Genomic DNA, 24,630 nt, shown 5'->3' on the forward strand with positions numbered 1-24,630 from the left:
TAGATGTCGACGGACATCACACGAACCGGGGCCCGGGCGATGAGTTCTCGGGCCGCGGACGGTCCACCCCTCACGACACCGGGATTCGTTGCCCGTACATCACGAGGAGTGCCGCATGACCGTCCCGACCCTGGACCTCGGACCGCAGACCCGTGTCATCGCCGATCTCGCCGACGCGGTCACCGACGATCAGCTGGGGAACACCACGCCGTGCCCGGAGCTCGCGGTGCACAACCTGCTCGGCCACCTGCTCCACCTCGCCGCCGCCTTCCGCGACGCGGCCCGCAAGGACCTGGGCGTCACGACCGACACGGCCCCGACCGACTCCGTCCCGGACATCGGCCCCGGCTGGCGCGAGGACCTGCCCAAGGTGCTCGACGAACTCGCCGAGGCGTGGCGCGACCCGGCGGCCTGGACCGGGATGACGCGTGCGGGCGGCGTGGACCTGCCCGGCGCGGTCGCCGCTGCCGTCGCCGTCGACGAACTGGTCGTCCACGGCTGGGATCTGGCCCGCGCCACCGGTCAGTCCTACGACCCGGACCCCGCCGCGCTCCAGGCCTCGCACGACTTCCTCCAGGCCTGTGCCGACGATCCGGGCAGGGGCGCCATCTTCGGCCCGATCGTCCCGGTCCCGGCGGACGCGCCGCTGCTGGACCGGGCCCTGGGGCTCAGCGGGCGGAACCCGCGGTGGACGCCGTGAACCGGGGCACCGATCCCGTAGACGCCGGTTCGAGAGTGCCGTAGAGGAAGCCAAACGGGCGGCGGAAGGCAGGCCCGGACCGTACGCTCCCCACCATGCCGCCCCTCAGTCTCACCGTCCTCGGAACCGCCTCCCCGCATCCGGGACCGGGCCGCCCCTGCTCCGGTTACCTGGTGCGCGGCGGGGGCGCCGAGGTGTGGGTGGACGCCGGGCCCGGCACCTTCGCCGAGTTGCAGCGGCACACGGACCCCTCCCGGCTGACGGCGATCTGGATCTCCCATCTGCACGCCGACCACACCGCCGATCTGCTGGCCGCCGTCTACGCCTTCGCCTACGGCGGACTCACCCCGCCCGCCCCGATCCCGGTGTACGCGCCGCCGGGCTGCGCCCACCGGCTGGCCGGGTTCTTCGGACAGTCCGACATCCGTTTCCTCGACGGGATCCTCGACTTCCATCCCCTGTACGACGGCCATGCCGTCCGGCACTGGAACCTCCGGCTCACCACCCGGGCCGTCGTCCACGACGCCGAGGCCTACGGGCTGCGCGCCGAGTGCGCGGGGCGCGTCCTCGCGTACTCGGGGGACAGCGGGCCCTGTGACGCCCTCGTCGAACTGGCCGCCGAGTCGGACGTGTTCCTGTGCGAGGCGGACATCGACCGTCATCGCGAAGGCGAACAGGTCCACCTGACCCCAGAGGACGCGGGCGACCTCGCCCGCAAGGCCGGTGCGCGCGAGCTGATCGTCACCCACGTCGGACCCACGCTCACCAGGGAGGCGGCGACCACGCGAGCGGCCGTCGCCTTCGCGGGGCGCACCAGTACGGCGTTCGAGGGCGCCACCCGTCTCGTCTGACGCGCCTTCACGGAAACTTCGGCTTCCTCTGTCGGAAGCATTGACGAAACAACACCGTCCTCTTACCTTCAACCCGTCGTACTTCGTACGTCATATATGAGACGCGATATGCGAGATCAGATCCACACGATCCGATACGCGAGATCCGAGAGGCGCGCATGACCTCTGTGCCCACGCCGATCCCCTCCCGCACGCAGTACGTGCAGGAAGAGATCAAACGCCGCATCCTCACCGGGCGTCTGACGCCGGGTCAGGCCCTGGTGGAGACCGAACTCGCCGCACAGTTCGGGGTGTCCAAGACCCCGGTGCGCGAGGCGCTCAAGACCCTGGCCGGCACCGGGCTCGTCGTGATGAACCAGTACAAGGGCGTCACGGTGCGCATGGTGGACGCGGACATGGCGCGCGAGGTCTACGACGTCCGGCTGCTCCTCGAACCCGAGGCGCTGAAGCGGGCCGTACGCCGGGGGGCCTCGCTCGACGCGGCCCGTGACGCGCTGACCAGGGCCGACGACGCCACCGACACCGCCGAACGCTCCCTCGCCAACCGGGAGTTCCACCGCTCCCTCTACCTGCCCTGCGGCAATCCGCTGCTCGGCCGGATGCTCGACGAGGTCCGCGACCAGGCGGCCCTCGTCTCCGCCGTCGCCTGGGCGGCCTCGCCCTCCTGGGAGCGGGAGGCCGGTGAGCACCGGGAGATCCTGCGGCTCGCCCTGGAGGGTGACGCGGACGGCGCGGCCCGGGCCCTGCACGCCCACATCGCGTCCTTCGTCGAACGAGCGTTCCCCGGAGTGATGGACCAGGAAGGTCAGGAATGAGCAGCGAGACGTATCAGGCCCAGCGGGCGGCCCTGGCCGACGTGGTGGCGATCCCGGTGACCCCGTTCGCCGAGGACGGCACCGTCGACCAGGACGTCCACCGGGCCCTGCTGCGTCGGCTGCTCGACGGAGGGATCACCACCCTCACCCCCAACGGGAACACCGGCGAGTTCTACACCCTCACCCCCGAAGAGCGCCGCCTGGTAACGGAGTTGACCGTCGACGAGGCCGGGGATCGCGCGAACGTCCTCGTCGGCGTCGGTCACGACGTGCCCACCGCCATCGCCTCCGCCCGGCACGCCCGAGAGCTCGGCGCGGGGATGGTCATGGTCCACCAGCCCGTCCACCCGTACGTCTCGCAGGCCGGGTGGGTCGACTACCACCGCGCCATCGCCGAGTCGGTGCCCGAGCTGGGCGTCGTCCCGTACATCCGCAACGCCCAGCTCAGCGGCGACCGCCTCGCCGAACTCGCCGACGCCTGCCCGAACGTGATCGGCGTGAAGTACGCCGTCCCGGACGCCGCCAAGTTCGCCGCCTTCGCCCGGGACGCGGGACTCGAACGCTTCGTGTGGGTCGCCGGACTCGCCGAGCCCTACGCCCCCTCGTACTTCTCCGCGGGCGCCACCGGCTTCACCTCGGGGCTCGTGAACGTCGCCCCCGCCGTCTCGCTGAACATGATCGAAGCGCTTCGGTCCGGTGACTACGCGGCCGCCATGAAGGTCTGGGAACAGATCCGCCGCTTCGAGGAACTCCGCGCGGCCAACGGCTCCGCCGACAACGTCACCGTCGTCAAGGAGGCCCTTGCCTCCCTCGGCCTGTGCCGTCGCGAAGTGCGCCCGCCGAGCCGCGAGTTGCCCGAGCAGGGGCGCGCCGAGGTCGCCGCGATAGCCGGCGGGTGGGCCATATGACCGGCAGGGAGCGGATGAGGCCGGAGGAACTGCGCAGCCACCAGTGGTACGGCGCCGAGGGCCAGTTGCGGACCTGGTCGCACAACGCCCGTATGCGCCAGCTCGGTTACGAGTCGGAGGAGTACCGGGGCCGCCCGGTGATCGCCGTCCTCAACACCTGGTCGGACATCAACCCCTGCCACGTCCATCTGCGCGAGCGCGCCGAGGCCGTCAAGCGGGGGGTGTGGCAGGCCGGGGGCTTCCCCCTCGAATTCCCGGTCTCCACCCTCTCGGAGACGTACCAGAAGCCGACCCCCATGCTCTACCGCAACCTCCTCGCGATGGAGACGGAGGAACTGCTGCGGTCGTATCCGATCGACGCGGCGGTGCTGCTCGGCGGCTGCGACAAGTCGACGCCCGCGCTGCTCATGGGCGCGGCCTCGGCCGACGTCCCGTCGGTCTTCGTGCCCGCCGGTCCGATGCTGCCGGGACACTGGCGCGGTGAGACCCTCGGGTCCGGCACCGACATGTGGAAGTACTGGGACGAGCACCGCGCGGGCAACCTGACGGACTGCGAACTCCGCGAACTGCAGGGCGGGTTGGCGCGTTCCCCGGGGCACTGCATGACCATGGGGACCGCGTCCACGATGACCGCCGCCGCGGAAGCCCTCGGCATGACACTGCCGGGCGCCTCCTCGGTCCCGGCCGTCGACTCCGGGCACGAGCGGATGGCGGCCGCCTCCGGGCGCCGCGCCGTGGACCTCGCCTGGACCGGCCTCAAGCCGTCGGAGATCCTCACCCGAGAGGCCTTCGAGGACGCCGTCACCACGGTGCTGGGGCTCGGCGGCTCCACCAACGCGGTCATCCACCTGATCGCGATGGCGGGGCGCTCCCACGTCCCCCTCACCCTCGACGACTTCGACCGCATCGCGCGTACCGTGCCGGTGCTGGCGAACGTACGGCCCGGCGGTCAGACGTACCTCATGGAGGACTTCTACTTCGCCGGGGGGCTGCCCGCCTTCCTCTCGCGGATCACCGACCTGCTGCACCTGGACAGGCCGACCGTCAACGGCACCCTGGGGCAGCAGCTCGAAGGAGCCGTCGTCCACAACGACGACGTCATCCGCACCCGCGAGAACCCGGTCGCGAGCGAGGGCGGGGTCGCCGTACTGCGCGGCAACCTCTGTCCGGACGGCGCGGTCGTCAAGCACGTCGCCGCCGAGCAGCACCTGCTCAAGCACACCGGCACCGCGGTCGTCTTCGACGACTACAGGACCATGCAACGCACCATCGACGACACGGCATTGGACATCACCGCCGACAGCGTGCTGGTGCTGCGCAACGCCGGACCCAAGGGCGGTCCCGGCATGCCCGAGTACGGCATGCTGCCGATCCCGGACCACCTGCTCAAGCAGGGCGTGCGGGACATGGTCCGGATCTCCGACGCCCGCATGAGCGGCACGAGTTACGGCACCTGCGTCCTGCACGTGGCGCCCGAGTCGTACGTCGGCGGACCGCTCGCCCTCGTCCGCACGGGGGACAGCATCACCCTCGACGTCGAGGCACGCTCTCTCCAACTCAATGTGGATGACGAGGAGTTGGAGCGTCGCAGGGCGGACTGGACACCACCGCCCACCCGCTACGAACGCGGCTACGGCGCCCTCTACAACGACCAGATCACCCAGGCGAACACCGGCTGCGACTTCGAGTTCCTGGCCAGGCCGGGCAAGTCCCCAGACCCTTACGCAGGTTGACTCAACCCACGTAGGGGCGCGGGGAACGGCGCGACCAGCCACACGCACACCCGCAGCCGCCGCGCAACAGCAAGAGGCACCCCGTACCGCGCACAGGGGCGGGCCTCCGCATATTGAGAAAGCGCTTCCTGTACGACCACCGCACGACGTACCGAGAACGGAGAACAGTCGTGGCCCAAGCCGTAGCCGTGGCGAAACCGCCCGCGCCGCCCCGGCGACGCCGTGCCTCCGCCACGCCGCGCAGGCTGCCGTACCTGCTGATCGCGCCGGCGGCCCTGCTGATGCTGGGCTTCATCGCCTACCCGGTCATCAGCGTCTTCTACTACAGCCTCCAGAACTACAACCCCACCAAGCCGTGGCGGAACGGGTACGCGGGCTTCGACAACTTCGTCCAGATCTTCACCAAGGACCCGCAGTTCTGGGACACGCTGGCCTTCAGCGCCAAGTGGGTCTTCGTCGAGGTCGGACTGCAGCTGCTGTTCGGCCTGGCGCTCGCACTGATCGTCAACCAGACCTTCGTGGGCCGGTCGATGGGCCGCGCGCTCGTCTTCTCCCCGTGGGCCGTCTCCGGCGTGCTGACCTCCGCGATCTGGGTGCTCCTCTACAACTCCCAGACGGGCGTCACCCGTTATCTCGCCGACATGGGCATCGGCTCCTACGGAACCAGCTGGCTGTCGGACACCTCCACCGTCTTCTCGGCGGCGGTCGTCGCCGACCTGTGGCGCGGAGTCCCCTTCTTCGCGATCCTCATCCTCGCCGACCTGCAGTCCGTCTCGAAGGACCTGTACGAGGCCGCCGAGGTCGACGGGGCGAGCAAGATCAAGCAGTTCTGGCACATCACCCTGCCCCACCTCAAGGACGCGATCATCCTGTCCACGCTGCTGCGCGCGGTGTGGGAGTTCAACAACGTCGACCTGCTCTACACGCTCACCGGCGGCGGCCCGGCGGGGGAGACCACGACCCTGCCGCTCTACATCGCCAACACCTCGGTCGATGCCCACAACTTCGGCTACGCGTCCGCCCTGACCACGGTCGCGTTCGTGATCCTGCTCTTCTGCTCGATGGTCTATCTGCGGCTGAGCAAGTTCGGAGGCGGTTCCAAGTGATCACCAAGGAGGCCACCGAGGTCGCCCCCGCGCCCGCGCCGGAGACACCTGAGCCACCCCGCCCGGTGAAGCACCGCCGCGCCTGGGACGAGGCACCCCGCTGGCAGATCTACACACCGCTGTCGATCTACCTCGTCTTCACGCTCATCCCCTTCTACTGGATCCTGCTCTTCGCGCTGCGCCCGGCCGGCTCGACCTCGCTCGTGCCCTGGCCGATCACCTTCGACCACTTCGAGAAGGTGTGGACGGAGCGGTCGTTCGGCACCTACTTCGAGAACAGCGTGTACGTCGGCCTCGCCACCCTGGTGATGACGACGCTGGTCGCCCTGGCCGGCGGGTACGCCCTCGCCCGGTTCGACTTCAAGGTCAAGAACGCCTTCATGCTGGCCCTGCTGTGCTCCCAGTTCGTGCCGGGCGCACTCCTGCTGGTCCCGCTGTTCGAGATCTTCGCCGAACTGAACATGATCAACTCGCTGGGCAGCGTCATCATCGCCGAGACGGTCTTCCAGCTCCCGCTGTCGATGATCCTGATCAGCAACTTCATCAAGAACGTGCCGTACACCCTGGAGGAGGCGGCCTGGGTCGACGGCTGCAACCGCCTGACGGCGTTCCGGATCGTGGTGCTCCCGCTGCTGCGGCCCGGTCTGATCGCCGTCGGCTCCTTCGCCTTCGTACACTCCTGGAACCACTTCCTGTTCGCCCTGATGTTCCTCAACAACCAGGACAAGCAGACGATCCCGGTCGGCCTCAACACCCTGATGAGCGCGGACAGCGTCGACCTCGGCGCCCTCGCGGCGGGCGGCATCATCGCGGCCGTACCCGTGGTGATCGTGTTCGCCTTCATCCAGAAGTGGCTGATCACCGGCTTCAGCGCGGGGGCGGTGAAGGGATGAGCCTGCGTCGGATCGCCCTGGGCGGCATGGTGCTCGGCCTGCTGGGTGTCGTCGTACGCGCCGAGGGGCGCGCCGTCGGCCGCGTCCTGCTGGGGGTGGGCGACGCCCGGGTGTCCGACGGGGCCGCGGTGCCGGTCGGCCGCGGTGGCGCGAACGCGCTCGTGCACCGGACCGCGGGTGTGCGCAGCCGGTCGTTCCCCGGCTCCGGCGAGGGGGCGAGGACATGAGGTTCCGTCATACCGCCCTGCTCCACGCCGAGGGCCGTGTTCCGACGAAGCCCTCGGGCATCGAGGCCGCCGACCTCGTCAAGAGCCGGAACGGCAGCGCACCGCACCGGACCGGCACCCTCTTCGGGAGCTGCCAGGTGGACCTGCTCGCCGTGCACACCGCCTACGACTCGGGCAGCGAGCGTGATCCGGCGGCGGACGTCGGCCGGCCGCCTACCCTGCACACAAAGATCGACAGCGCCGAGGCGGCCGACCGAGAGGTGGCGCGCGGCGCGGGCGCAGGGAGGACCCCATGAGCACCGTAGACATCGTCCTGGCGGGCGCGCGCGGCCACGGCCGCTGGCACCTGGAGAACATCCGCCGGCTGCAGGACAAGGGGATCGTACGACTGGCGGGGATCTGCGAGCTGACCCCGCTGACCGGCGACGAGATCCCCGAAGGCCTGGGCACGCCCGAGCAGTCCGCCGACTTCGGGGCGCTCCTGGACTCCACCGGCGCCCGGATCGCCGTGATCTGCACGCCGATCCCGACGCACACGGACCTGGCGCTCGAAGCGGCCTCGCGAGGGGTGCACATCCTGCTGGAGAAGCCCCCCGCCCCCTCCTACGCCGAGTTCCGCCGCATGGCCGACGGGGTCGCCGCGGCCCGGGTCGCCTGCCAGATCGGCTTCCAGTCGCTGGGCTCGCACGCCGTGCCCGCGATCCGCGAGCTGGTCCAGGAGGGCGCGATCGGCGCGCTGACCGGGATCGGCGGGGCCGGTGCCTGGGCGCGTGCCGAGGCGTACTACCGGCGTGCGCCCTGGGCGGGCAAGCGGCGGATGAACGGCGTCGACGTCATCGACGGCGTGCTGACCAACCCCCTCGCGCATGCCGTCGTCACCGCGCTGGCCCTGGGTGACGCGAGCCGTGCCGAGGACGTCACCCGCATCGAGACCGAGCTGCTGCGGGCCAACGACATCGAGTCCGACGACACCTCGTGCGTCCGCGTCACCACCTCGGCCGGTCTCACGGTGACCGTCGCGGTGACCCTGTGCGCCGAGGAGCCCGGCGAGCCGTACGTCGTCGTGCACGGCGACCGCGGCCGGATCACCTACTGGTACAAGCAGGACCGCGTACTGCTCCAGCGGGCCGGCCACGGCCCCGAGGAGTACGAGTACGGCCGCACCGACCTGCTGGAGAACCTGGTCGACCACCTCACCGACGGCACCGGCCTCCTGGTCGCCCCGGACGTGACGGGCGCCTTCATGAAGGTCGTCGAGGCGATCCGGCTGGCCCCGGACCCGACCCAGCTGCCGGCCACGGCCTGGCAGCTGCTCCCCGACGAGGACCGCCGGGTCGTCCCCGGCATCGACGGCCTCGTCACGGCCGCCGCCGACACCCTCGCCCTGTACTCCGAGCTCGGCGCCGGCTGGGCCCCGCCACACGACGCGAACGAGGTGAGCACATGACGACCCCCGACTCCCCGGTCCTGCGTGTCGCGGGCCGCCCGGTCGGCCGCTACGTCACCCGGCCCGAGCTGTCCGCCCACGTCTCCCCACGCCCCTATCTGCACCCCGTCACCACCTTGGCCGGTACGGCGGTCACCGAACTCAGCCCCGCCGACCACATCCACCACCTCGGCGTCGGTGTCGCCGTACCCGACGTCGAGGGGCACAACTTCTGGGGCGGCCGGACCTACGTCCGCGACCAGGGCCCGACCGAGCTCGACAACCACGGTGCCCAGCGCCACAGTTCCTTCCAGCTCCGCGACCCGGACGGCTTCGTGGAGGAGCTGCGCTGGGTCGCCAAGGGGACCGAGCTGCTGCGCGAGCGCCGGACCGTCGCGGCCACCGAACTGACCGGCACCGCCTGGGCGCTGGACTTCACCTTCTCCCTCACCAACGTCACCCAGGACCCCCTGTCGATCGGCAGCCCGGCCACCAACGGCCGCCCGGGAGCGGCCTACGGCGGTTTCTTCTGGCGGGCCCGCAAGGAGCAGGAGGCGCCGGACGTCTTCACCGTCGACCGCGAGGGCGAGGCCGCGATCCACGGCACCCGGGCCGACTGGGTCGCCCTCACGGGCCGTACCTGGACGCTCGTCTTCGCCGGGGCCACCGACCGGACCCGCCGGGACCCGTGGTTCGTGCGCGCCGGCGAATACCCGGGCGTGGGCTCCTCGTTGGCGTCGCAGGAGCGGCTGGACGTGCCGCCGGGCGAGACCGTCGTACGGCGGATCATCACCGTCGTGGCCGACGGACGCCTCCCGCGGCTCGAAGCGGCGGCCCTGGTACGGAAGGCGGTCAGCCAGTGACCCACCCGAACCCGGCCTCGCAGTCGAGGCACCCGGACCCGGCTTCGCCGTCGACGCACCCGGACCCGGCCCCGCCGTCGACGCACCCACGTCAGGTTCTTCCGCCGTCGACGTACACGAACCCGGTCCTCGACGCCGACTGGTCCGACCCCGACGTCATCCGCGTCGGCGACGACTTCTACCTCACCGCCTCCAGCTTCGGCCGCGTCCCCGGCCTGCCGCTGCTGCACTCCCGCGACCTGGTCAACTGGACGCTGATCGGCCACGCCCTCGAACGCCTGGAACCGGCAGGGGAGTTCACCAGGCCCCGGCACGACTGCGGCGTCTGGGCGCCCTCGCTGCGCTACCACGACGAGCGGTTCTGGATCTTCTGGGGCGACCCCGACCAGGGCATCTTCCAGATCAACGCCCCCGGGATCAGGGGCCCTTGGACCCGCCCGCACCTGCTCAAGTCGGGCAAGGGCCTGATCGACCCCTGCCCCCTGTGGGACGAGGAGAGCGGCGAGGCCTACCTCGTGCACGCCTGGGCCAGATCCCGCTCCGGCGTCAAGAACCGGCTCACCGGCCACCGGATGGACCTCGACGGCCGTGAACTCCTCGACGAGGGCAAGCTGATCGTCGACGGCGACCGGATCCCCGGCTGGTTCACCCTGGAGGGCCCCAAGCTCTACAAGCACGACGGCTGGTTCTGGATCCTCGCCCCCGCGGGGGGAGTCGAGACCGGCTGGCAGGGCGCCTTCCGCTCGCGCGGGTTCTTCGGGCCCTACGAGGAGAAGATCGTCCTGGAGCAGCGGGACACCGACGTCAACGGCCCCCACCAGGGCGGCTGGGTGCGCACCCCGGCCGGCCAGGACTGGTTCCTGCACTTCCAGCAGAAGGGCGCCTACGGCAGGGTCGTCCATCTCCAGCCCATGCGCTGGGGTTCGGACGGCTGGCCGGTGCTCGGCGACGAGGGCGCCCCCGTCGCCGAGCACGTCAGGCCCGACCTGCCGCCACAGCCGGACGCGGCACCCGCCACCGACGACTACTTCCCCGGCGGACGCTTCGGCCGGCAGTGGCAGTGGACCGCCAACCCGCAGCACGGCTGGGCCACCCACCACTCGGGCGACGGCCTCCGGCTCACCTGCGTTCGCTCGGCCGACGCGCACGACCTGCGCAAACTGCCGAACCTCCTCACCCAGCGGCTGCCCGGCACCCCCTCGGCGGTCGAGGTCGAACTGCGGTTGGACAGCGAGGAACCGGGGGCCCGCGCCGGACTCACCGTCCTCGGCGACGCCTTCAGCTGGATCGGGCTCCAGCGCGGGGCCGACGGGGCGGTCCACCTCGTCCACCGGTTCGCCGAGGGCGTCGCCGCGGGGGCACCTCCCACGCCTTTCGGGCAGTGGGGGAGGGAACGGGACGCAGACCACCCGCGGCCAGCCCTCGCCGAGAAGGTACGGCTGCGGATCGAGATCGGCGCCGGGGCGCGCTGCCGGTTCCTCTACGACCTCGGAGACGGCCTGCACCCCTCCGGGCCCGTCTTCACCGCCACGCCCTGGCGCTGGGTCGGCGCCCTGCTCGGCCTGTTCGCGCTCGCGCCCGTCGGAGCAGGACACGCCGGCGCGGCAACCTTCTCGCACTTCAGGATCGACCACCTGTAACGCACCGAATCCGTAAGCCTGTTGGGAGCCGCAATGACGCAGCACCTGCATAGCAAGCGCTTGCAGAGACCGGGGTACGGCAGAGTCGTGGCCGCCGTGCTCGGCCTCGTGGCCGCCCTGGGTCTCGGGGCGGTGGGCGAGGCGAGGGCCTCGGCGACACCGGCCGTCGGAGCGTCGGCCTCCGGGGCCACGGCCTCCGCGGACCGTTTCGACGACCGGCCGCACGGCTTCGCCTCCCTCGCCGGCGGCACCACCGGAGGGGCCGGCGGCAAGGTCGTCACCGTCACCGACCAGGCCTCGCTCGCCAGGTACGCGGCGGCCGAGGAGCCGTACGTCATCCGGGTGTCGGGCGCGATCGCGGTCGAGCCGTTCGGCTCGGACATCGCGGTCGGCTCGGACAAGACGATCATCGGCGTCGGTGACACCGGCGAGATCGTCCACGGCGAGCTGCATCTCGGCCCCGGCACGCACAACGTGATCATCCGCAACCTGACGATCCGCGACTCGTACGTCGAGGGCGACTGGGACGGCAAGACCACCGACTTCGACGCCATCCAGATGGACACGGCCGACCACGTCTGGATCGACCACAACACCTTCGAGCACATGGGCGACGGGCTGCTCGACATCCGCAAGGACAGCCAGTACGTCACCGTCTCCTCCAACCGGTTCCGGAACCACAACAAGGCGTTCGGGATCGGCTGGACCGCCAATGTGCTGACCCAGATCACCATCGACCACAACTGGTTCACGGGGACCAAACAGCGCAACCCCTCCGCCGACAACTGCGCCTACGCGCACCTCTACAACAACTACCTCTCGGCGCAGGTGGCCGACGGGGACCCGGTGTGGACGTACGGCAACTGGTCGCGCGGCAGGACGAAGATGGTCATCGAGAACAGCTACTACGACGGCGTCCGGCATCCCTACCAGGCCGACGCCACCGCCGAGTTGGTGCAGCGCGGCTCGATCCTGAGGAACACGGCCGGGCGAACCGACGCGTGGGGTACGGCCTTTGACCCCCGGTCCTTCTACGACTACCGGCTTGATCCCGCAGCCGCTGTGCCCGCGCTGGTGTCCCGGTTCTCCGGGCCGCAGCGGCGGATCGGCGTGACCCTGCACGTCCCGGACGACCACCCGACCGTGCAGGCCGCCGTGGACGCCGTGCCCGACGGCAACACCGTGCCGGTGACGATCGCCGTCGCGCCGGGCACCTACCGCGCCAAGGTGTACGTCCCCGCGACCAAGCCGAACATCGTGCTGCAGGGCACTGGACACGACCGGTCCGACACCGTCATCGTCTTCGACACGCCTGCCGAGTACGGCGGTTCGACGGGCAGCGCGACGGTCCGGATCGCCGCGAACGACGTCACCGCCCGCCACCTCACCTTCAGCAACGACTTCGACGAGGCCGCGGTCGAGCTGAAGGGCGAGCAGGCGCTGGCGATGAAGACGACCGGCGACCGGATCGTCTTCGAGGACACCGCCTTCCTGGGCAACCAGGACACCTTGATGACCGACAGCCCCAAGCTGGACGTGATCAGCCGGGTCTACGTCCGCGACTCGTACATCGAGGGCGATGTCGACTTCGTCTACGGCCGCGCGACCACCGTCGTGGAGCGGTCCGTGATCCGCCTGCTGAGCCGGGGCTCCACCACCAACAACGGCTATATGACGGCCGCTTCGACCTGGACGGGCAACCCCCACGGGTTCCTGATCACCCGCTCGAAGGTCGTGAGCGACGCGCCGGAGCAGTCCTTCCACCTGGGACGGCCCTGGCATCCGGGCGGTGAACCCGCCGCCGTGGCCCAGGTGTTGATCCGGGACACCGAGCTGCCGGCTGCGGTGAAGTCCTCGCCGTGGACCGACATGAGCGGCTTCTCGTGGAAGGACGCCCGGTTCGCCGAGTACCGCAACTTCGGGCCGGGGGCCACCCCGAGCGCGGACCGGCCGCAGCTGAGCGCCGCCGACGCGAGGGTGTACACCGTCGCGAACCACCTCAAGGGCACGGACGGCTGGGCCCCGTACGCCCGCCACTGACTTCCCCCCACACCTTCATTTCTCCGCTGGAACCAGAAGAAGAAGAGAGCCGACCAATGAAGATCAGCATCCGCAGAAGCAGGCGCGCTGCCATAGCCGTCGCCCTCGGGTCCGTCCTGGCGCTGACCGCCACCGCCTGCGGTGACGACGGCAGTGGGTCCGGTGGCGGCAAGGGCGACGAGGGCAGCGGCAAGGGCAAGATCGTCTTCTGGGACAACAACGGCGGTGTGCGCACCGACATCTGGAAGGAGGTCATCGCCGACTTCCAGAAGGCGAACCCCGACATCAAGGTCGAGTACGTCGGCATCGCCTCCACCGAGTACCAGTCCAAGGTCGACACCGCCATCCAGGGCGGCGGCCTGCCGGACGTCGGCGGTGTCGGTGCGGCCATGCTCGCCGGGTTCTCCGCGCAGAACGCGCTGGAGCCGCTGGACGCCCGGCTCGCCAAGTCCTCCCTGAACGGCAAGCTCAACGAGAACATGGTCGAGTCGCTGAAGGCGGCCGGGGGCGGTGACGGGACCCTGTACTCGATCCCGACCTCCGCCAACAACGGTGTGCTCTACTACCGGACCGACCTGTTCAAGGCGGCCGGCCTCGACGAGCCGACGACCTGGGAGAAGTTCTACGACGCGGCGGCGAAGCTCACCGACGCCAAGAAGAACAAGTTCGGGTACACCATCCGCGGTGGAGCCGGGTCCATCGCCCAGGCCCTGGACGCCTCGTACGGGCAGAGCGGGATCACCTCGTTCTGGAACGGCGACAAGACCACCCTCAACGACCCGAAGAACGTGGCGGCGCTGGAGAAGTACGCGGCGCTGTACAAGAAGGACACTCCGGCGGCCGACCTCAACAACGACTTCACCAAGATGGTCGCGCAGTGGGACTCCGGCACGATCGGGATGCTGAACCACAACCTGGGGTCCTACCAGGATCACGTGAAGGCGCTCGGGGCCGACAAGTTCCGGGGAATTCCGCAGCCGATCGGGTCCTCCGGCAAGCGGGTCCAGGTGTCCAACCCCGTTGACGGGCTCGGGGTGTTCAAGAGCTCGAAGAACAAGGACGCCGCCTGGAAGTTCATCGAGTTCGCGACCTCGAAAGCGGAGAACTCGAAGTTCAACAAGTCGGCGGGACAGGTGCCGTCCAACAACGACGCCGCCAAGGACACGTGGATCTCCGAGGCGGAGCCCACGAAGCTTGCCGCCGCCGCGCTGACCGACGGCTCCACGAGCATCGTCCAGCTGCCGTACTACCTGCCCGACTGGAACACGATCTCCAAGGCCGACAACGAGCCGAACTTCCAGAAGGTGCTGCTGGGCGACATGAGCGCGAAGAAGTTCCTGGACACCATGGCCGAGCAGCTGAACAAGGCTCAGGCCGAATGGAAGGAACAGAACGGCTAGGAGCCCCGGTGGTTGCGGTCGTGGGGAGCTGCGGGTCCGTCGTGGCTGGTCGCGCAGTTCCCCGCGCCCCTGAAAACATGAAGGTGCACCTGAAATGTCCCTTACCCGTAGACAAGTCACCGTGGCGGCGCTTGCCGCCGTGCCCGTCGCTTTCAGCGCGACCGGTACCGCTCAGGCCAAGGAACAGCGCACTCTTTACATCGCCGGTGACTCCACCGCCGCCCAGAAGTACTCCGACGCCGCACCCGAGACCGGGTGGGGAATGGCACTCCCCTTTTTCCTGCACAGGAATCTCCCGGTCGCCAACCACGCGGTGAACGGCAGGAGTTCGAAGTCCTTCGTCGACGAGGGGCGGCTCGACGCCATCCTCGGACTGATCGGACCCGGTGACTTCCTGCTGATCCAGTTCGCGCACAACGACGAGAAGACCGCCGATCCGACCCGGTACACCGAGCCGTGGACGACGTACCAGGACTATCTGCGCCTGTACCTCGACGGCGCCCGCGCGAAGGGCGCCCGGCCGGTGCTCGTCACGCCCGTCGAACGGCGGAAGTTCGACGCGAGCGGCAACGCCGTGCCGACCCACGGTGAGTACCCCGCCGCCATGCGCGCGCTCGCCGGGGAGGAGGGCGTGACGCTGCTCGACATCCAGGCGCTGTCGCTCGCCCTTTGGCAGAAGCTCGGGGTCGAGGAGACCAAGCGGTACTTCAACTGGACCGCGACCGAGCAGGACAACACGCACTTCAATCCGCCCGGTGCCATCGCCGTGGCCCGGCTCGTCGCCGGAGAGCTGCTGCACCGGCGGGTGCTGGCGCCCCGGGACGTGTGCCGGCTCCACGCCGAGATCCCGGAGTCCTGGATCACCTGGCCGTCGCCGGCCACCGCCTGACACCTCCTTCTTCGCAGTCGAAAGAGAGCCGCACAATGAACGCACGCATATGGCATGGGCATGTCATGACAAAGGCGATGGCCGTGGCGGGTTGCGCCGCCCTGGTCCTCACGGTCACCGGCACCACCGCCCAGGCCAAGGGACATGACGTCACCCGCGAGGCCCTCGCCGCGAACGACGGCTGGGCCTCCGACGGCACCGGCACCACCGGAGGAGCCGCCGCCGACGCCGCCAACGTCTACACCGTCACGGACTGGGCCGGCTTCAAGGCCGCCCTCGCCGCCGGCGGCACCGCACCGAAGATCATCAAGGTGAAGGGGACCATCGACGCCGTCTCCGAGGGCTGCGACTCGCTCGCCGCGCCCGGCTACGACTTCGACGCCTACCTCGCGAAGTACTCGCCCGAGGCCTGGGGCCTGGACACCGACCTGAGCGCCGAGCCCGCCGACAGCCCCGAGGGGCTGCGCCGCGTCTCCGCCGCCAACCAGGACCAGACCATCAAGGCGAACGTGCCCGCCAACACCACGATCATCGGGGTCGGCAGGAACGCCGGGTTCAAGGGCGCCAGCCTCCAGATCAAGGCCGTCGACAACGTCATCGTCCGCAACCTCACCTTCGAGAGCCCCATCGACTGCTTCCCGCAGTGGGACCCGACCGACGGCGACAAGGGCAACTGGAACTCCGAGTACGACACCGCCGTCGTCTACGGCTCCACCCATGTGTGGCTGGACCACAACACGTTCACCGACGGATCCCACCCCGACAGCGCCGCGCCGACCTACTTCGGCATGCTCTACCAGCAGCACGACGGCGAGCTGGACATCGTCCGTGGCGCCAACTACGTCACCGCCTCCTGGAACGTCTTCACCGACCACGACAAGACGATCCTGATCGGCAACAGCGACAGCGAGTCCACCGCGGTGGGGGACCGGGGCAAGCTCAAGGTCACCTTCCACCACAACCTGTTCTCGGACCTCGTCGAGCGCGCGCCCCGCGTCCGCTTCGGACAGGTCGACTCCTACAACAACCACTTCGTGGCGAACGGCGACTACGCCTACAGCTTCGGCATCGGCAAGGAGTCCCAACTCGTCGCCGAGCACAACGCGTTCACCCTGCCGGCGGGCGTCAGCGCGGCCAAGGTGCTCAAGCGGTGGAACGTCTCGCCGCTCACCGCCGCCGACAACTACGTCAACGGCGCCCCCACCGACCTGATCGCCGTCCACAACGCGGAGATCCCCGCCGAGACCCTTCCGTCCGGCGCCGGCTGGACGCCCACCCTGCGCACGAAGATCGACCCGACGAAGAAGGTGCCGGGGATCGTCGACCGCGGCGCGGGCGCCGGACGCATCTGCTGACACGCCCCACCCCCAGAACCGGCCGGGGCGGAATCCAGCGGCCGCCCCGGCCACTCCACCACACCCCCCACGCGAGGCACCCCACCACTGAGCCGCGTTTCCAAGGAGCACCCGCATGTCCTCGCCCCACACCCAACTCCCCCTGAACAGAAGGGGCTTCCTGCTCGCGAGCACCGGAGCGGCAGCCGCGCTCGCCCTGACGCCGGCCCCCGCGTCCGCTTCCTCCGGGGCCACCGGAAGACGCCCGTTCGGCCGCTTCGGGTCACCGGCCGCGCGGCTCACCCCGCAGACGCTCTACGTCGACCCCGGGGGCCGCGGTGACCACACCACCGTCAAGGACGCCGTCACCGCCGCCACCGGCAGCGGCTGGACGCTGGTCCTCGCCCCCGGCACCTACCGGGAGACCGTCGCGCTCGACGTCACCCGCACCGAGGCGACCTGGATCGGCGCCTCCGAGGACCCCCGGGACGCCGTGATCGTCCACGACAACGCGGCCGGCACCCCCAAGCCCGGCGGCGGCACCTACGGCACCACCGGGTCGGCCACCACGACCGTGCAGGCGGCCGGCTTCACCGCCCGCTGGATCACCTTCGCCAACGACTGGCTGCGCGCCGACCACCCCGACATCACCGGCACCCAGGCCGTCGCCCTCAAGGTCCAGGGCGACCGCTCCGCCTTCCACCACTGCCGCTTCCTCGGCCACCAGGACACCCTGTACGCCGACTCGACCGCCCTGACCTCCTTCGCGCGCCAGTACTTCGCGCACTGCTACGCCGAGGGCGACGTCGACTTCGTCTTCGGGCGGGGCACGGCCGTCTACGAGGACTGCCACTTCCGGACCCTGAACCGGACAGACCTGGCGGCGCCGCCGTACGGCTTCGTCTTCGCGCCCTCCACCGCGGGCGCCAACCCGCTCGGCTACCTCGTCACCAGGAGCCGTGTCAGCAGCGAGGCCCCGGACGGCTCCTACAAGCTGGCCCGGCCGTGGGTCCCGAGCTCCGACACCACGGCCCGTCCGTCGCTCGTGGTCCGGGACACCCGGCTCGGCCCCGGCATCGACGCGGTCGCCCCCTACACCAACATGTCGGACGCCTTCCCCTGGCAGAACCAGCGGTTCTCCGAGTACCGCAACACGGGCCCCGGCGCGAGGATCACCGTCCCGGAGAACCGGCCCCAGCTCACCCGCGAGCAGGCCGGGTCGGCGACCCGCGAGGCCTACCTCGGCGACTGGAAGCCGTGGAAGGAGACGTGCTGAGATGCTGCGCAGACGCGCCCTCCTCGCCGGGGTCGCGGGCGGCCTGACAGCGGCCGCCTCCGCTCCCGCCTCCGCCGCCGGCCGTCACGTCCTGCACGTCCGCCCCGGCGACTCCGTCCAGGCCGCCGTGGACGCGGTCACCGGCCCCGGCCGGACCATCGTCGTGCACCCGGGCACCTACCGCGAGGTCGTCACCGTCCCCGCCACCGCCGCCGAGTTGACGGTACGCGGTGCCACCCGCGACCCCCGTGACGTGGTCATCGTGTACGACAACGCCAACGGCACCCGGAAGCCCGACGGTTCGGGCACCTACGGCACCGCGGGCTCCGCCACCTTCACCTCCGCTGCCCCCGGTCTCACCGTCCGCGACCTCACCCTCGCCAACGACTGGCTGCGCGCCGACCACCCCGACATCACCGGCACCCAGGCGGTCGCCGCCTACACCTACGGCGACCGCACGCACTTCGAGAACGTCCGCCTCCTCGCCCACCAGGACACCCTCTTCGTCGAGACGAGCTCGCTCACCTCCTTCGACCGGCAGTACTTCCGCCGCTGCCACATCGAGGGAGACGTCGACTTCGTCTTCGGCCGGGCCACCGCAGTCTTCGAGGACTGCCACTTCCACACCCTGCAGCGGGACGTGGACTTCGTCCCCAAGGGCATGGTCTTCGCCCCCTCCACCGCCCGCGCCAACCCCCACGGCATCCTCGCCGTCCGCTCCCGCTTCACCTCCGGTGCCGAGGACGGGGCGTACAAACTGGCGCGGCCGTGGGTGCCGTCGTACGAGACGACCGCCTGGCCGTCCCTCGTCGTCCGGAACTCCCTGATGGGTCCCGGGATCGACCCGGTCGCGCCCTACACCAACATGCGCGAGGCCTACCCCTGGCAGACCATGCGCTTCGCGGAGTACGGCAACTCGGGCCCCGGCGCGGTGATTTCGGTCCCGGAGAACCGGCCGCAGCTGACCCCCGCGGAGGCCGCCACGCACACCCGGCGGAGCTACCTCGGGGACTGGAGGCCCTATGAGGGCCCGTGAGCCGAGGGTCCCGGTCGGCAGGCGGGCGTTCGTCGCGGGTGCCGGAGCGGCCATGCTGGCCGGAGCCGCAGTGAGCCCGGCGGAGGCCGGGGTCGTCGACGGCCCGCTGCCCGACTTCCACCCGGCACTCAAGCAGGAGCTGAACTTCCCGCTCGCCTGGGGGCGTTCACCGATCCGCGACTTCAGGACCTGGCGGGCCCGAGCCAGGGCGATGGTCGAGGACCACCTCCTCGTCGACCGCGAGGACGGCACCCCGTACGCACCCGAAGTCGGCAGCCGATCCCAAGGCAACGGCTACACAAGGGAGTTGGTGACCCTCTCCCTGACCCGTCACGAACGCGTCCGCGCCGCCCTGCTCACCCCGCAGGGCCCGGGCCCGTTCCCCGCCGTGCTGCTTCTCCACGACCACGGGGCGAAGTTCGACATCGGCAAGGAGAAGCTGGTCCGGCCCTGGTACGACGACACCCGGCTCGCCTCCGCGCAGGGCTGGGCCGACAGGTACTTCAGCGGCCGGTTCGTCGGAGACGAGCTGGCCCGGCGCGGCTATGTCGTCCTGTGCGCCGACGCACTCGGCTGGGGCGACCGCGGACCGGTCGCGTACGACCAACAGCAGGCCCTGGCGAGCAACTTCTACAACCTCGGCTCCTCGCTCGCCGGACTCATGGCCCGCGAGGACGCCCGCGCGGCCGGCTTCCTCGCCGGTCTCGACCGGGTCGACGCCCGCAGGGTTGCGGCCGTCGGGTTCTCCATGGGCGCCTACCGTGCCTGGCAGACCGCCGCGCTGAGCGACCACATCGCGGCCACGGCGTCCGTCTGCTGGATGACCGGCCTCAAGGAAATGATGGTGCCCGGCAACAACACCCTGCGCGGGCAGTCGTCGTACTACATGCTCCACCCCGGGCTTCCCCGGTTCCTCGACTTCCCCGACGTGGCGGGCATCGCCGCACCCAGGCCGATGCTCTTCTTCGACGGCGGGCTCGACCCGCTGTTCCCCGCCGACGGCGTACAGGTCGCCCACGACAAGCTGCGCGCCGTCTGGCACTCCCGCCACGCCGAGGAGCGGTTGCGTCTGAAGACCTGGCCCGACCTGGGCCATGTCTTCGTCGACCGCATGCAGGACGAGGTCTTCCACTGGCTCGACACCGTCCTCTGACCCTCCCCACCCGCACGACGAAAGGACCCGCACTCCATGTCTCGTCGTACCGCTCTCATCGCCACGGCCGCCCTCGCCCTCGGCTCCGGCATCGCCGTTCTCCCCACCCAGGCCCAGGCCGCGACGGTCGTCGTCAGCAACTCGACCGACCTGTCCAACGCCATCAAGAACGCCACCGCCGGCACCGTCATCCAGGTCCGCGGCGGCACCTACTACCCGACGGCCACCCTCCAGTCCACGGCCAACGGCACCTCGTCGTCCGCGATCACGCTCACCGGGTACGGCTCGGAGACCGTGAAGATCGACGGGTCCTCGCTGCCCGACGGCGACTGGATCTTCAAGCTGACCGCCGACTACTGGAACGTCTCAAACATCACCTTCCAGAACTCCCCGGACAGCGCCGTCGTCTGCCAGTCCTGCACCGGGACCGTCTGGAACAACATCAAGACCATCAACGGCGGCGACTCCGGCTTCACGCTCACCGGCGACGGGACCGTGAACAACACCGTCAAGAACATCGACTCCTACGGCAACTACGACGCCGCGAACCACGGCGAGAACGCCGACGGCATCGCCGTGAAGTTCGGATCCGGCACCGGCAACCTCATCACCGGCGCCCGCCTCTACAACAACTCGGATGACGGGATCGACTTCTGGTCCTTCTCCTCGCCCGTCACCGTCGAGCACACCTGGTCCATGGGCAACGGCGTCAACCGCTGGTCCGACTCCGCCTTCGCGGGCGACGGCAACGGCTACAAGCTCGGCGGCGACGGCGAGGTCGTCGCCCACGTCATCAACAACTCCGCAGCCTGGGGCAACGCCGGTACCGGCTTCACCGAGAACTCCAACACCGGCGCGATCGTCATCAACCGCACCACCGCCTACGCCAACAGCAAGGTGGGCTACTACTTCGCGACCAGCTCCGCGAAGCTCGGCAAGAACCTCGCGGTGAGCAACGGCGGCGGCTCGGTCAGCAAGGGCTCCAAGGTCTCCTCGTCCGGCAACAACTGGGACAGCGGCATCAGTACCCCCGCCTTCAAGTCGACGGACGCCTCGACGACGTACAACGCCCGCAGTTCCAGCGGCACCCTGCCCGCCACGACCTTCCTGACGACGGGCAGCACCACCATCGGCGCCACGATGAACTGATTGCGCCGTTCAGGACCCCGGCCCGGGGCGCTTGACCCGTTTTTTACCCGGCGGGTCTCGCGCCCACCGGGGTGACGCGCGTAGAACCTCTGTCATGCATAAGACATTGCGTATCGCTGCCGCCACCACCGCCTGTGCGGTCGTCGGCGTCGCCGTGTACGGCGCCGGTGCGGCCACGGCCCACCAGTCCACGGCCAACTCCACGCACGAGCCCTACAACATCGGGCTTCTGGTCAAGGACATCGACACCTACTACGGCACCACGGCCGACGCCAACGGTGTCTACCAGGCGTCTCCCGACAGCCAGTACGCCAAGGACCTCGCGGCCGTCGACAAGGCCGTGAAGAAGCAGATCGACCAGGCCGCCCGCAAGGGGCACCACAAGGGCCACAAGCCCGCCGCCGTCGTCTTCGACATCGACGACACGCTGCTGCTCAGCCTCGACTACGAGAAGCGCTACAACTACACGTACAACCCGACCACTTGGGCCGACTACGTGAACAAGGCCGACCGCCCGGGGGTCTTCGGCAGCGCCGAGCTGGTGCAGTACGCCGAGAAGAAGGGTGTCGAGGTCTTCTACAACTCGGGCCTGAGCGAGGCGCAGCGCTCCGCCGCCGTCGAGAACCTGAAGAAGATCGGCGCCGATGTGAACCTCGACGCCGACCACGTGTTCCTCAAGGACAAGGCCAACCCGCCGTCCTACCTGAGCGCCTGCGCCACCCCCGGCACCTGGACCTGCACGACCGTGCAGTACAAGGGCGGCACCCGCAAGCACATCGAGCAGGACCTCGGGTACGACATCGTCGCCAACCTCGGTGACCAGTACTCGGACCTCGACGGCGGCTACGCCGACAAGACGTACAAGCTGCCGAACCCGACGTACTTCGTCAGCTAGTTCCTCACCGGCCGGATGCCCTGGAGGGTCGGCACCACGGGCTTGATGGTGCCGTCCGCCGCGAACTCCATCCGGTCGATGGTGGTTTCACGGTGCATACCGTCGCCGCCCGGCTTCCCCGGCCCGTTCAGGGCGAACCGGTGATACACGATGTACCAGTCGTCGGTGCCGGGGACGTTCACCACGGAGTGGTGGCCGGTGGCGAGGACGCCGTACTCGGGACGCTTGGACAGGATCGTCCCCCGCTTGGTCCACGGGCCGAGCGGGGACGGTCCCGTCGCATAGGAGACGTGGTAGTTCTCGCTGCGCGTGTCGTCCTCGGACCACATGAAGTAGTACGTGCCGTTCCGCTTGATCACGAAGGATCCCTCGCGGAAGTCGTCCGGCGTGATGTCCTGCACCTTCGCCGGGTCGTACGAGGTCATGTCGTCGTTCAGCGGCACCACGTACCCGTGCCCGTTCCCCCAGTAGAGGTACGACGTCCCGTCGTCGTCCGTGAAGACGGCCGGGTCGATCATCTGGCCCTGGAGTGAACCGCCCTTCGCCACCAGCGGTTTGCCCAGCGCGTCCTTGAAGGGCCCCGCGGGGGAGTCCGCCACGGCCACGCCGATCTGCTGCTCGGCGCAGAAGTAGAAGTAGTACTTCCCGTCCCGCTCGGCGATCGCCGGCGCCCAGGCGTATTTTTCGGCCCACGAGACGTCCGGGCCCAGGTCGAGAATGACCCCGTGGTTCTTCCAGTGGACCAGGTCCTTCGACGAGTACGCCGTGAACCGCGTCCCGCCCCAGCCGTTGAAGCCGTCGGTCGTCGGGTAGATCCAGTACTCGCCGTTCAGATGGTGCACGTCCGGGTCGGCGTTGAGACCGGGCAGGACGGGGCTGCCGGTCCGCACCGCCTCGACCGTCCAACTGCGGCTGGTGCCGTCGGCGGCTGTCACGGTGTACGACTGCGGCCTGCGGAAGTCGCGCCGGGTACCGGACCTGGGGGCGATGCTCGCGCCCTCACCCACGGCGATCTTCGGAGCGAGGTGCGAGAGGTCGGTGTCGGTCTGCACCGGCAGCACGACCTTCGACGCGGCCTCCGTGACGATCGCGTACCCCTTCTGGCCCGCGGCCGTCGCGTCCACCACCGAGGCCGGCGTCGACGGATACGCGGCCAGCAGCCGGTCGTACTCCTTCTGTGTCACCGGAAGTACCGTGCCGTGCCGGGGACTTGCGGGCAGCTGGTAGTTCGTGGACGGGGTCCACTTCCCGGAGTCGAGGTCGGTGGTCTCGAAGGGGACGTACCCCCGGCCGCCGTACTCGTCGATGAACAGGTACCACTTCTTCTCGGTGTTCGACTTGAACACCGTCGGCCCCTCGCCGCGGTCCATCGCACCGCTGCCGATGCAGTCCGCCACCAGGTCGTACGTGGTGGAGGTCAGGCTCTTCGACTTCTCGCCGGTGATGAACTTGGCGCAGGGCGAGCTGGAGGCGGGGTCCCGCTCGTCCTTGGTGTAGCGGTAGTAACTGTCCTTGTACTTCACGACCGTCGAGTCGATGACGGAGTAGCCGGGGTCGTCCCAGACCTTGGGCGCGCTGAAGGTGCGGAAGTCCTTCGTGGTCGCGTACAGCATCTTGTTGTACGTCGATCCCGTGTGCCCGGGGTCGTCGTCGGCGTACAGCTTCGACGCCCAGAAGACGACGTACTCACCGAGGCTGTTGTCCCAGTAGGCCTCAGGCGCCCAGGTGTTGCCCGCGCTGTCCGGGGCGACCTTGACCAGCCGCTGGTCGGTCCAGTGGACCAGGTCGGTGGACTCCCAGATCATGATCGACTTGCTGCCGTGCCGCTGGACGTCGTCCCAACTGCCGCTGCTGTTGCGGTACATGCGCAGATCGGTGGCGATCAGATAGAACCTGTCGCCCTTGGGGGAGCGGATCACGAACGGGTCGCGCAGGCCCTTCTCGCCGATCGTCGACGTCAGGACGGGCTTGCCCTGGTTCAGCTCCCGCCAGTGCAGGGGGTCGTTGCCGCGGCTGAGGGCGTAGCGGATCTGCTCGCCGTCGGCGGTGCCCTCGCCGGTGAAGTAGGCGAAGAGATAGCCGGCGTATTTGGGCTCATTCACGGGTGGTGCTCCTGAGTGGGCGGAACCGGGCGGTGCGGTGAGAAGGGCAAGGAGAAGCGAGAGACAGGCGACGAGGAGGATACGAGAGCGCATGTCGCTCCTGTGGTGTGGGGGTGTGGGGGTTTCTGTTGGGGGCTGTGCGCGCCTTCGGAGTGTCACCAGTGCGAAACAGCACGTCAATCGGTGAGCGTGCG

General features: G+C 69.7%; 22 protein-coding genes. 21 read left to right on the top strand and 1 reads right to left on the bottom strand.

The window, feature by feature from the left end; all coding sequences use genetic code 11:
• The first annotated feature begins 115 nt into the window (after positions 1-115).
• The 21 genes from ACZ48Z_RS31950 (at position 116) to ACZ48Z_RS32050 (ending at position 22,334) form a co-directional block, all read left to right on the top strand.
• Complete coding sequence (locus ACZ48Z_RS31950; protein ID WP_468739370.1) at positions 116-700, top strand: TIGR03086 family metal-binding protein; 585 nt, start codon at positions 116-118, stop codon at positions 698-700.
• A gap of 95 nt (positions 701-795) precedes the next feature.
• Positions 796-1,551, top strand: coding sequence for an MBL fold metallo-hydrolase (locus ACZ48Z_RS31955; RefSeq protein WP_468739371.1), 756 nt, complete (start codon positions 796-798; stop codon positions 1,549-1,551).
• Between the two features lie 158 nt (positions 1,552-1,709).
• Positions 1,710-2,366: a GntR family transcriptional regulator gene (locus tag ACZ48Z_RS31960; RefSeq protein WP_389109151.1), complete on the top strand. Its 657-nt coding sequence runs from the start codon at positions 1,710-1,712 to the stop codon at positions 2,364-2,366.
• Complete coding sequence (locus ACZ48Z_RS31965; RefSeq protein WP_468739372.1) at positions 2,363-3,274, top strand: dihydrodipicolinate synthase family protein; 912 nt, start codon at positions 2,363-2,365, stop codon at positions 3,272-3,274. Before ACZ48Z_RS31960 ends, ACZ48Z_RS31965 begins: the two co-directional genes overlap by 4 nt.
• The gene (gene araD / locus ACZ48Z_RS31970) at positions 3,271-5,007 is read left to right on the top strand and encodes an L-arabinonate dehydratase (RefSeq protein WP_468739373.1); all 1,737 of its coding nucleotides are present in this window, start codon (positions 3,271-3,273) and stop codon (positions 5,005-5,007) included. The genes ACZ48Z_RS31965 and araD overlap by 4 nt, the downstream gene beginning before the upstream one ends.
• A gap of 170 nt (positions 5,008-5,177) precedes the next feature.
• Positions 5,178-6,113 (top strand): carbohydrate ABC transporter permease, encoded by a 936-nt coding sequence (locus ACZ48Z_RS31975; RefSeq protein ID WP_468739374.1) that lies wholly within the window; start codon positions 5,178-5,180, stop codon positions 6,111-6,113.
• Positions 6,110-7,006, top strand: a complete 897-nt coding sequence (locus ACZ48Z_RS31980) for a carbohydrate ABC transporter permease (protein ID WP_468739375.1) — start codon at positions 6,110-6,112, stop codon at positions 7,004-7,006. Before ACZ48Z_RS31975 ends, ACZ48Z_RS31980 begins: the two co-directional genes overlap by 4 nt.
• A complete protein-coding gene (locus ACZ48Z_RS31985) occupies positions 7,003-7,233 on the top strand; it encodes a hypothetical protein (RefSeq protein ID WP_468739376.1) in 231 nt (76 codons plus the stop codon). The genes ACZ48Z_RS31980 and ACZ48Z_RS31985 overlap by 4 nt, the downstream gene beginning before the upstream one ends.
• Positions 7,230-7,529 (top strand): hypothetical protein, encoded by a 300-nt coding sequence (locus ACZ48Z_RS31990; protein ID WP_468739377.1) that lies wholly within the window; start codon positions 7,230-7,232, stop codon positions 7,527-7,529. Before ACZ48Z_RS31985 ends, ACZ48Z_RS31990 begins: the two co-directional genes overlap by 4 nt.
• Positions 7,526-8,680: a Gfo/Idh/MocA family protein gene (locus ACZ48Z_RS31995; RefSeq protein ID WP_468739378.1), complete on the top strand. Its 1,155-nt coding sequence runs from the start codon at positions 7,526-7,528 to the stop codon at positions 8,678-8,680. The genes ACZ48Z_RS31990 and ACZ48Z_RS31995 overlap by 4 nt, the downstream gene beginning before the upstream one ends.
• Entirely contained in the window at positions 8,677-9,522 is an 846-nt protein-coding gene (locus tag ACZ48Z_RS32000) for a DUF6807 domain-containing protein (protein WP_468739379.1), read from the top strand. The genes ACZ48Z_RS31995 and ACZ48Z_RS32000 overlap by 4 nt, the downstream gene beginning before the upstream one ends.
• Complete coding sequence (locus ACZ48Z_RS32005; RefSeq protein ID WP_468739380.1) at positions 9,519-11,162, top strand: glycoside hydrolase family 43 protein; 1,644 nt, start codon at positions 9,519-9,521, stop codon at positions 11,160-11,162. The genes ACZ48Z_RS32000 and ACZ48Z_RS32005 overlap by 4 nt, the downstream gene beginning before the upstream one ends.
• A gap of 33 nt (positions 11,163-11,195) precedes the next feature.
• Complete coding sequence (locus ACZ48Z_RS32010; RefSeq protein WP_468739381.1) at positions 11,196-13,202, top strand: pectinesterase family protein; 2,007 nt, start codon at positions 11,196-11,198, stop codon at positions 13,200-13,202.
• A gap of 56 nt (positions 13,203-13,258) precedes the next feature.
• Positions 13,259-14,602 (top strand): ABC transporter substrate-binding protein, encoded by a 1,344-nt coding sequence (locus ACZ48Z_RS32015; protein ID WP_468739382.1) that lies wholly within the window; start codon positions 13,259-13,261, stop codon positions 14,600-14,602.
• 94 nt (positions 14,603-14,696) lie between these two features.
• Positions 14,697-15,491 carry a rhamnogalacturonan acetylesterase gene (locus ACZ48Z_RS32020; RefSeq protein ID WP_468739383.1) on the top strand — a complete coding sequence of 265 codons (795 nt, stop codon included), beginning with the start codon at positions 14,697-14,699 and terminating at the stop codon, positions 15,489-15,491.
• Positions 15,492-15,526: 35 nt separating this feature from the next.
• The gene (locus ACZ48Z_RS32025) at positions 15,527-16,846 is read left to right on the top strand and encodes a pectate lyase family protein (RefSeq protein ID WP_468739384.1); all 1,320 of its coding nucleotides are present in this window, start codon (positions 15,527-15,529) and stop codon (positions 16,844-16,846) included.
• Positions 16,847-16,961: 115 nt separating this feature from the next.
• Positions 16,962-18,101 carry a pectinesterase family protein gene (locus tag ACZ48Z_RS32030; RefSeq protein WP_468739385.1) on the top strand — a complete coding sequence of 380 codons (1,140 nt, stop codon included), beginning with the start codon at positions 16,962-16,964 and terminating at the stop codon, positions 18,099-18,101.
• Between the two features lies 1 nt (position 18,102).
• Positions 18,103-19,137: a pectinesterase family protein gene (locus ACZ48Z_RS32035; RefSeq protein ID WP_468739386.1), complete on the top strand. Its 1,035-nt coding sequence runs from the start codon at positions 18,103-18,105 to the stop codon at positions 19,135-19,137.
• Positions 19,124-20,290, top strand: a complete 1,167-nt coding sequence (locus ACZ48Z_RS32040) for a dienelactone hydrolase family protein (protein WP_468739387.1) — start codon at positions 19,124-19,126, stop codon at positions 20,288-20,290. The genes ACZ48Z_RS32035 and ACZ48Z_RS32040 overlap by 14 nt, the downstream gene beginning before the upstream one ends.
• Before the next feature lie 36 nt (positions 20,291-20,326).
• On the top strand, positions 20,327-21,439 hold the full coding sequence (locus tag ACZ48Z_RS32045) for a right-handed parallel beta-helix repeat-containing protein (RefSeq protein WP_468739388.1): 1,113 nt from the start codon (positions 20,327-20,329) through the stop codon (positions 21,437-21,439).
• 94 nt (positions 21,440-21,533) lie between these two features.
• The gene (locus tag ACZ48Z_RS32050; protein WP_468739389.1) at positions 21,534-22,334 is read left to right on the top strand and encodes an HAD family acid phosphatase; all 801 of its coding nucleotides are present in this window, start codon (positions 21,534-21,536) and stop codon (positions 22,332-22,334) included.
• Here the strand turns inward: ACZ48Z_RS32050 and ACZ48Z_RS32055 are convergent.
• Positions 22,331-24,529 (bottom strand): glycoside hydrolase family 43 protein, encoded by a 2,199-nt coding sequence (locus ACZ48Z_RS32055; protein WP_468739390.1) that lies wholly within the window; start codon positions 24,527-24,529, stop codon positions 22,331-22,333. The two genes, ACZ48Z_RS32050 and ACZ48Z_RS32055, sit on opposite strands and share 4 nt — an antisense overlap.
• Between the last annotated feature and the right edge of the window lie 101 nt (positions 24,530-24,630).

The organism is Streptomyces sp. NPDC031225 (assembly GCF_055570355.1).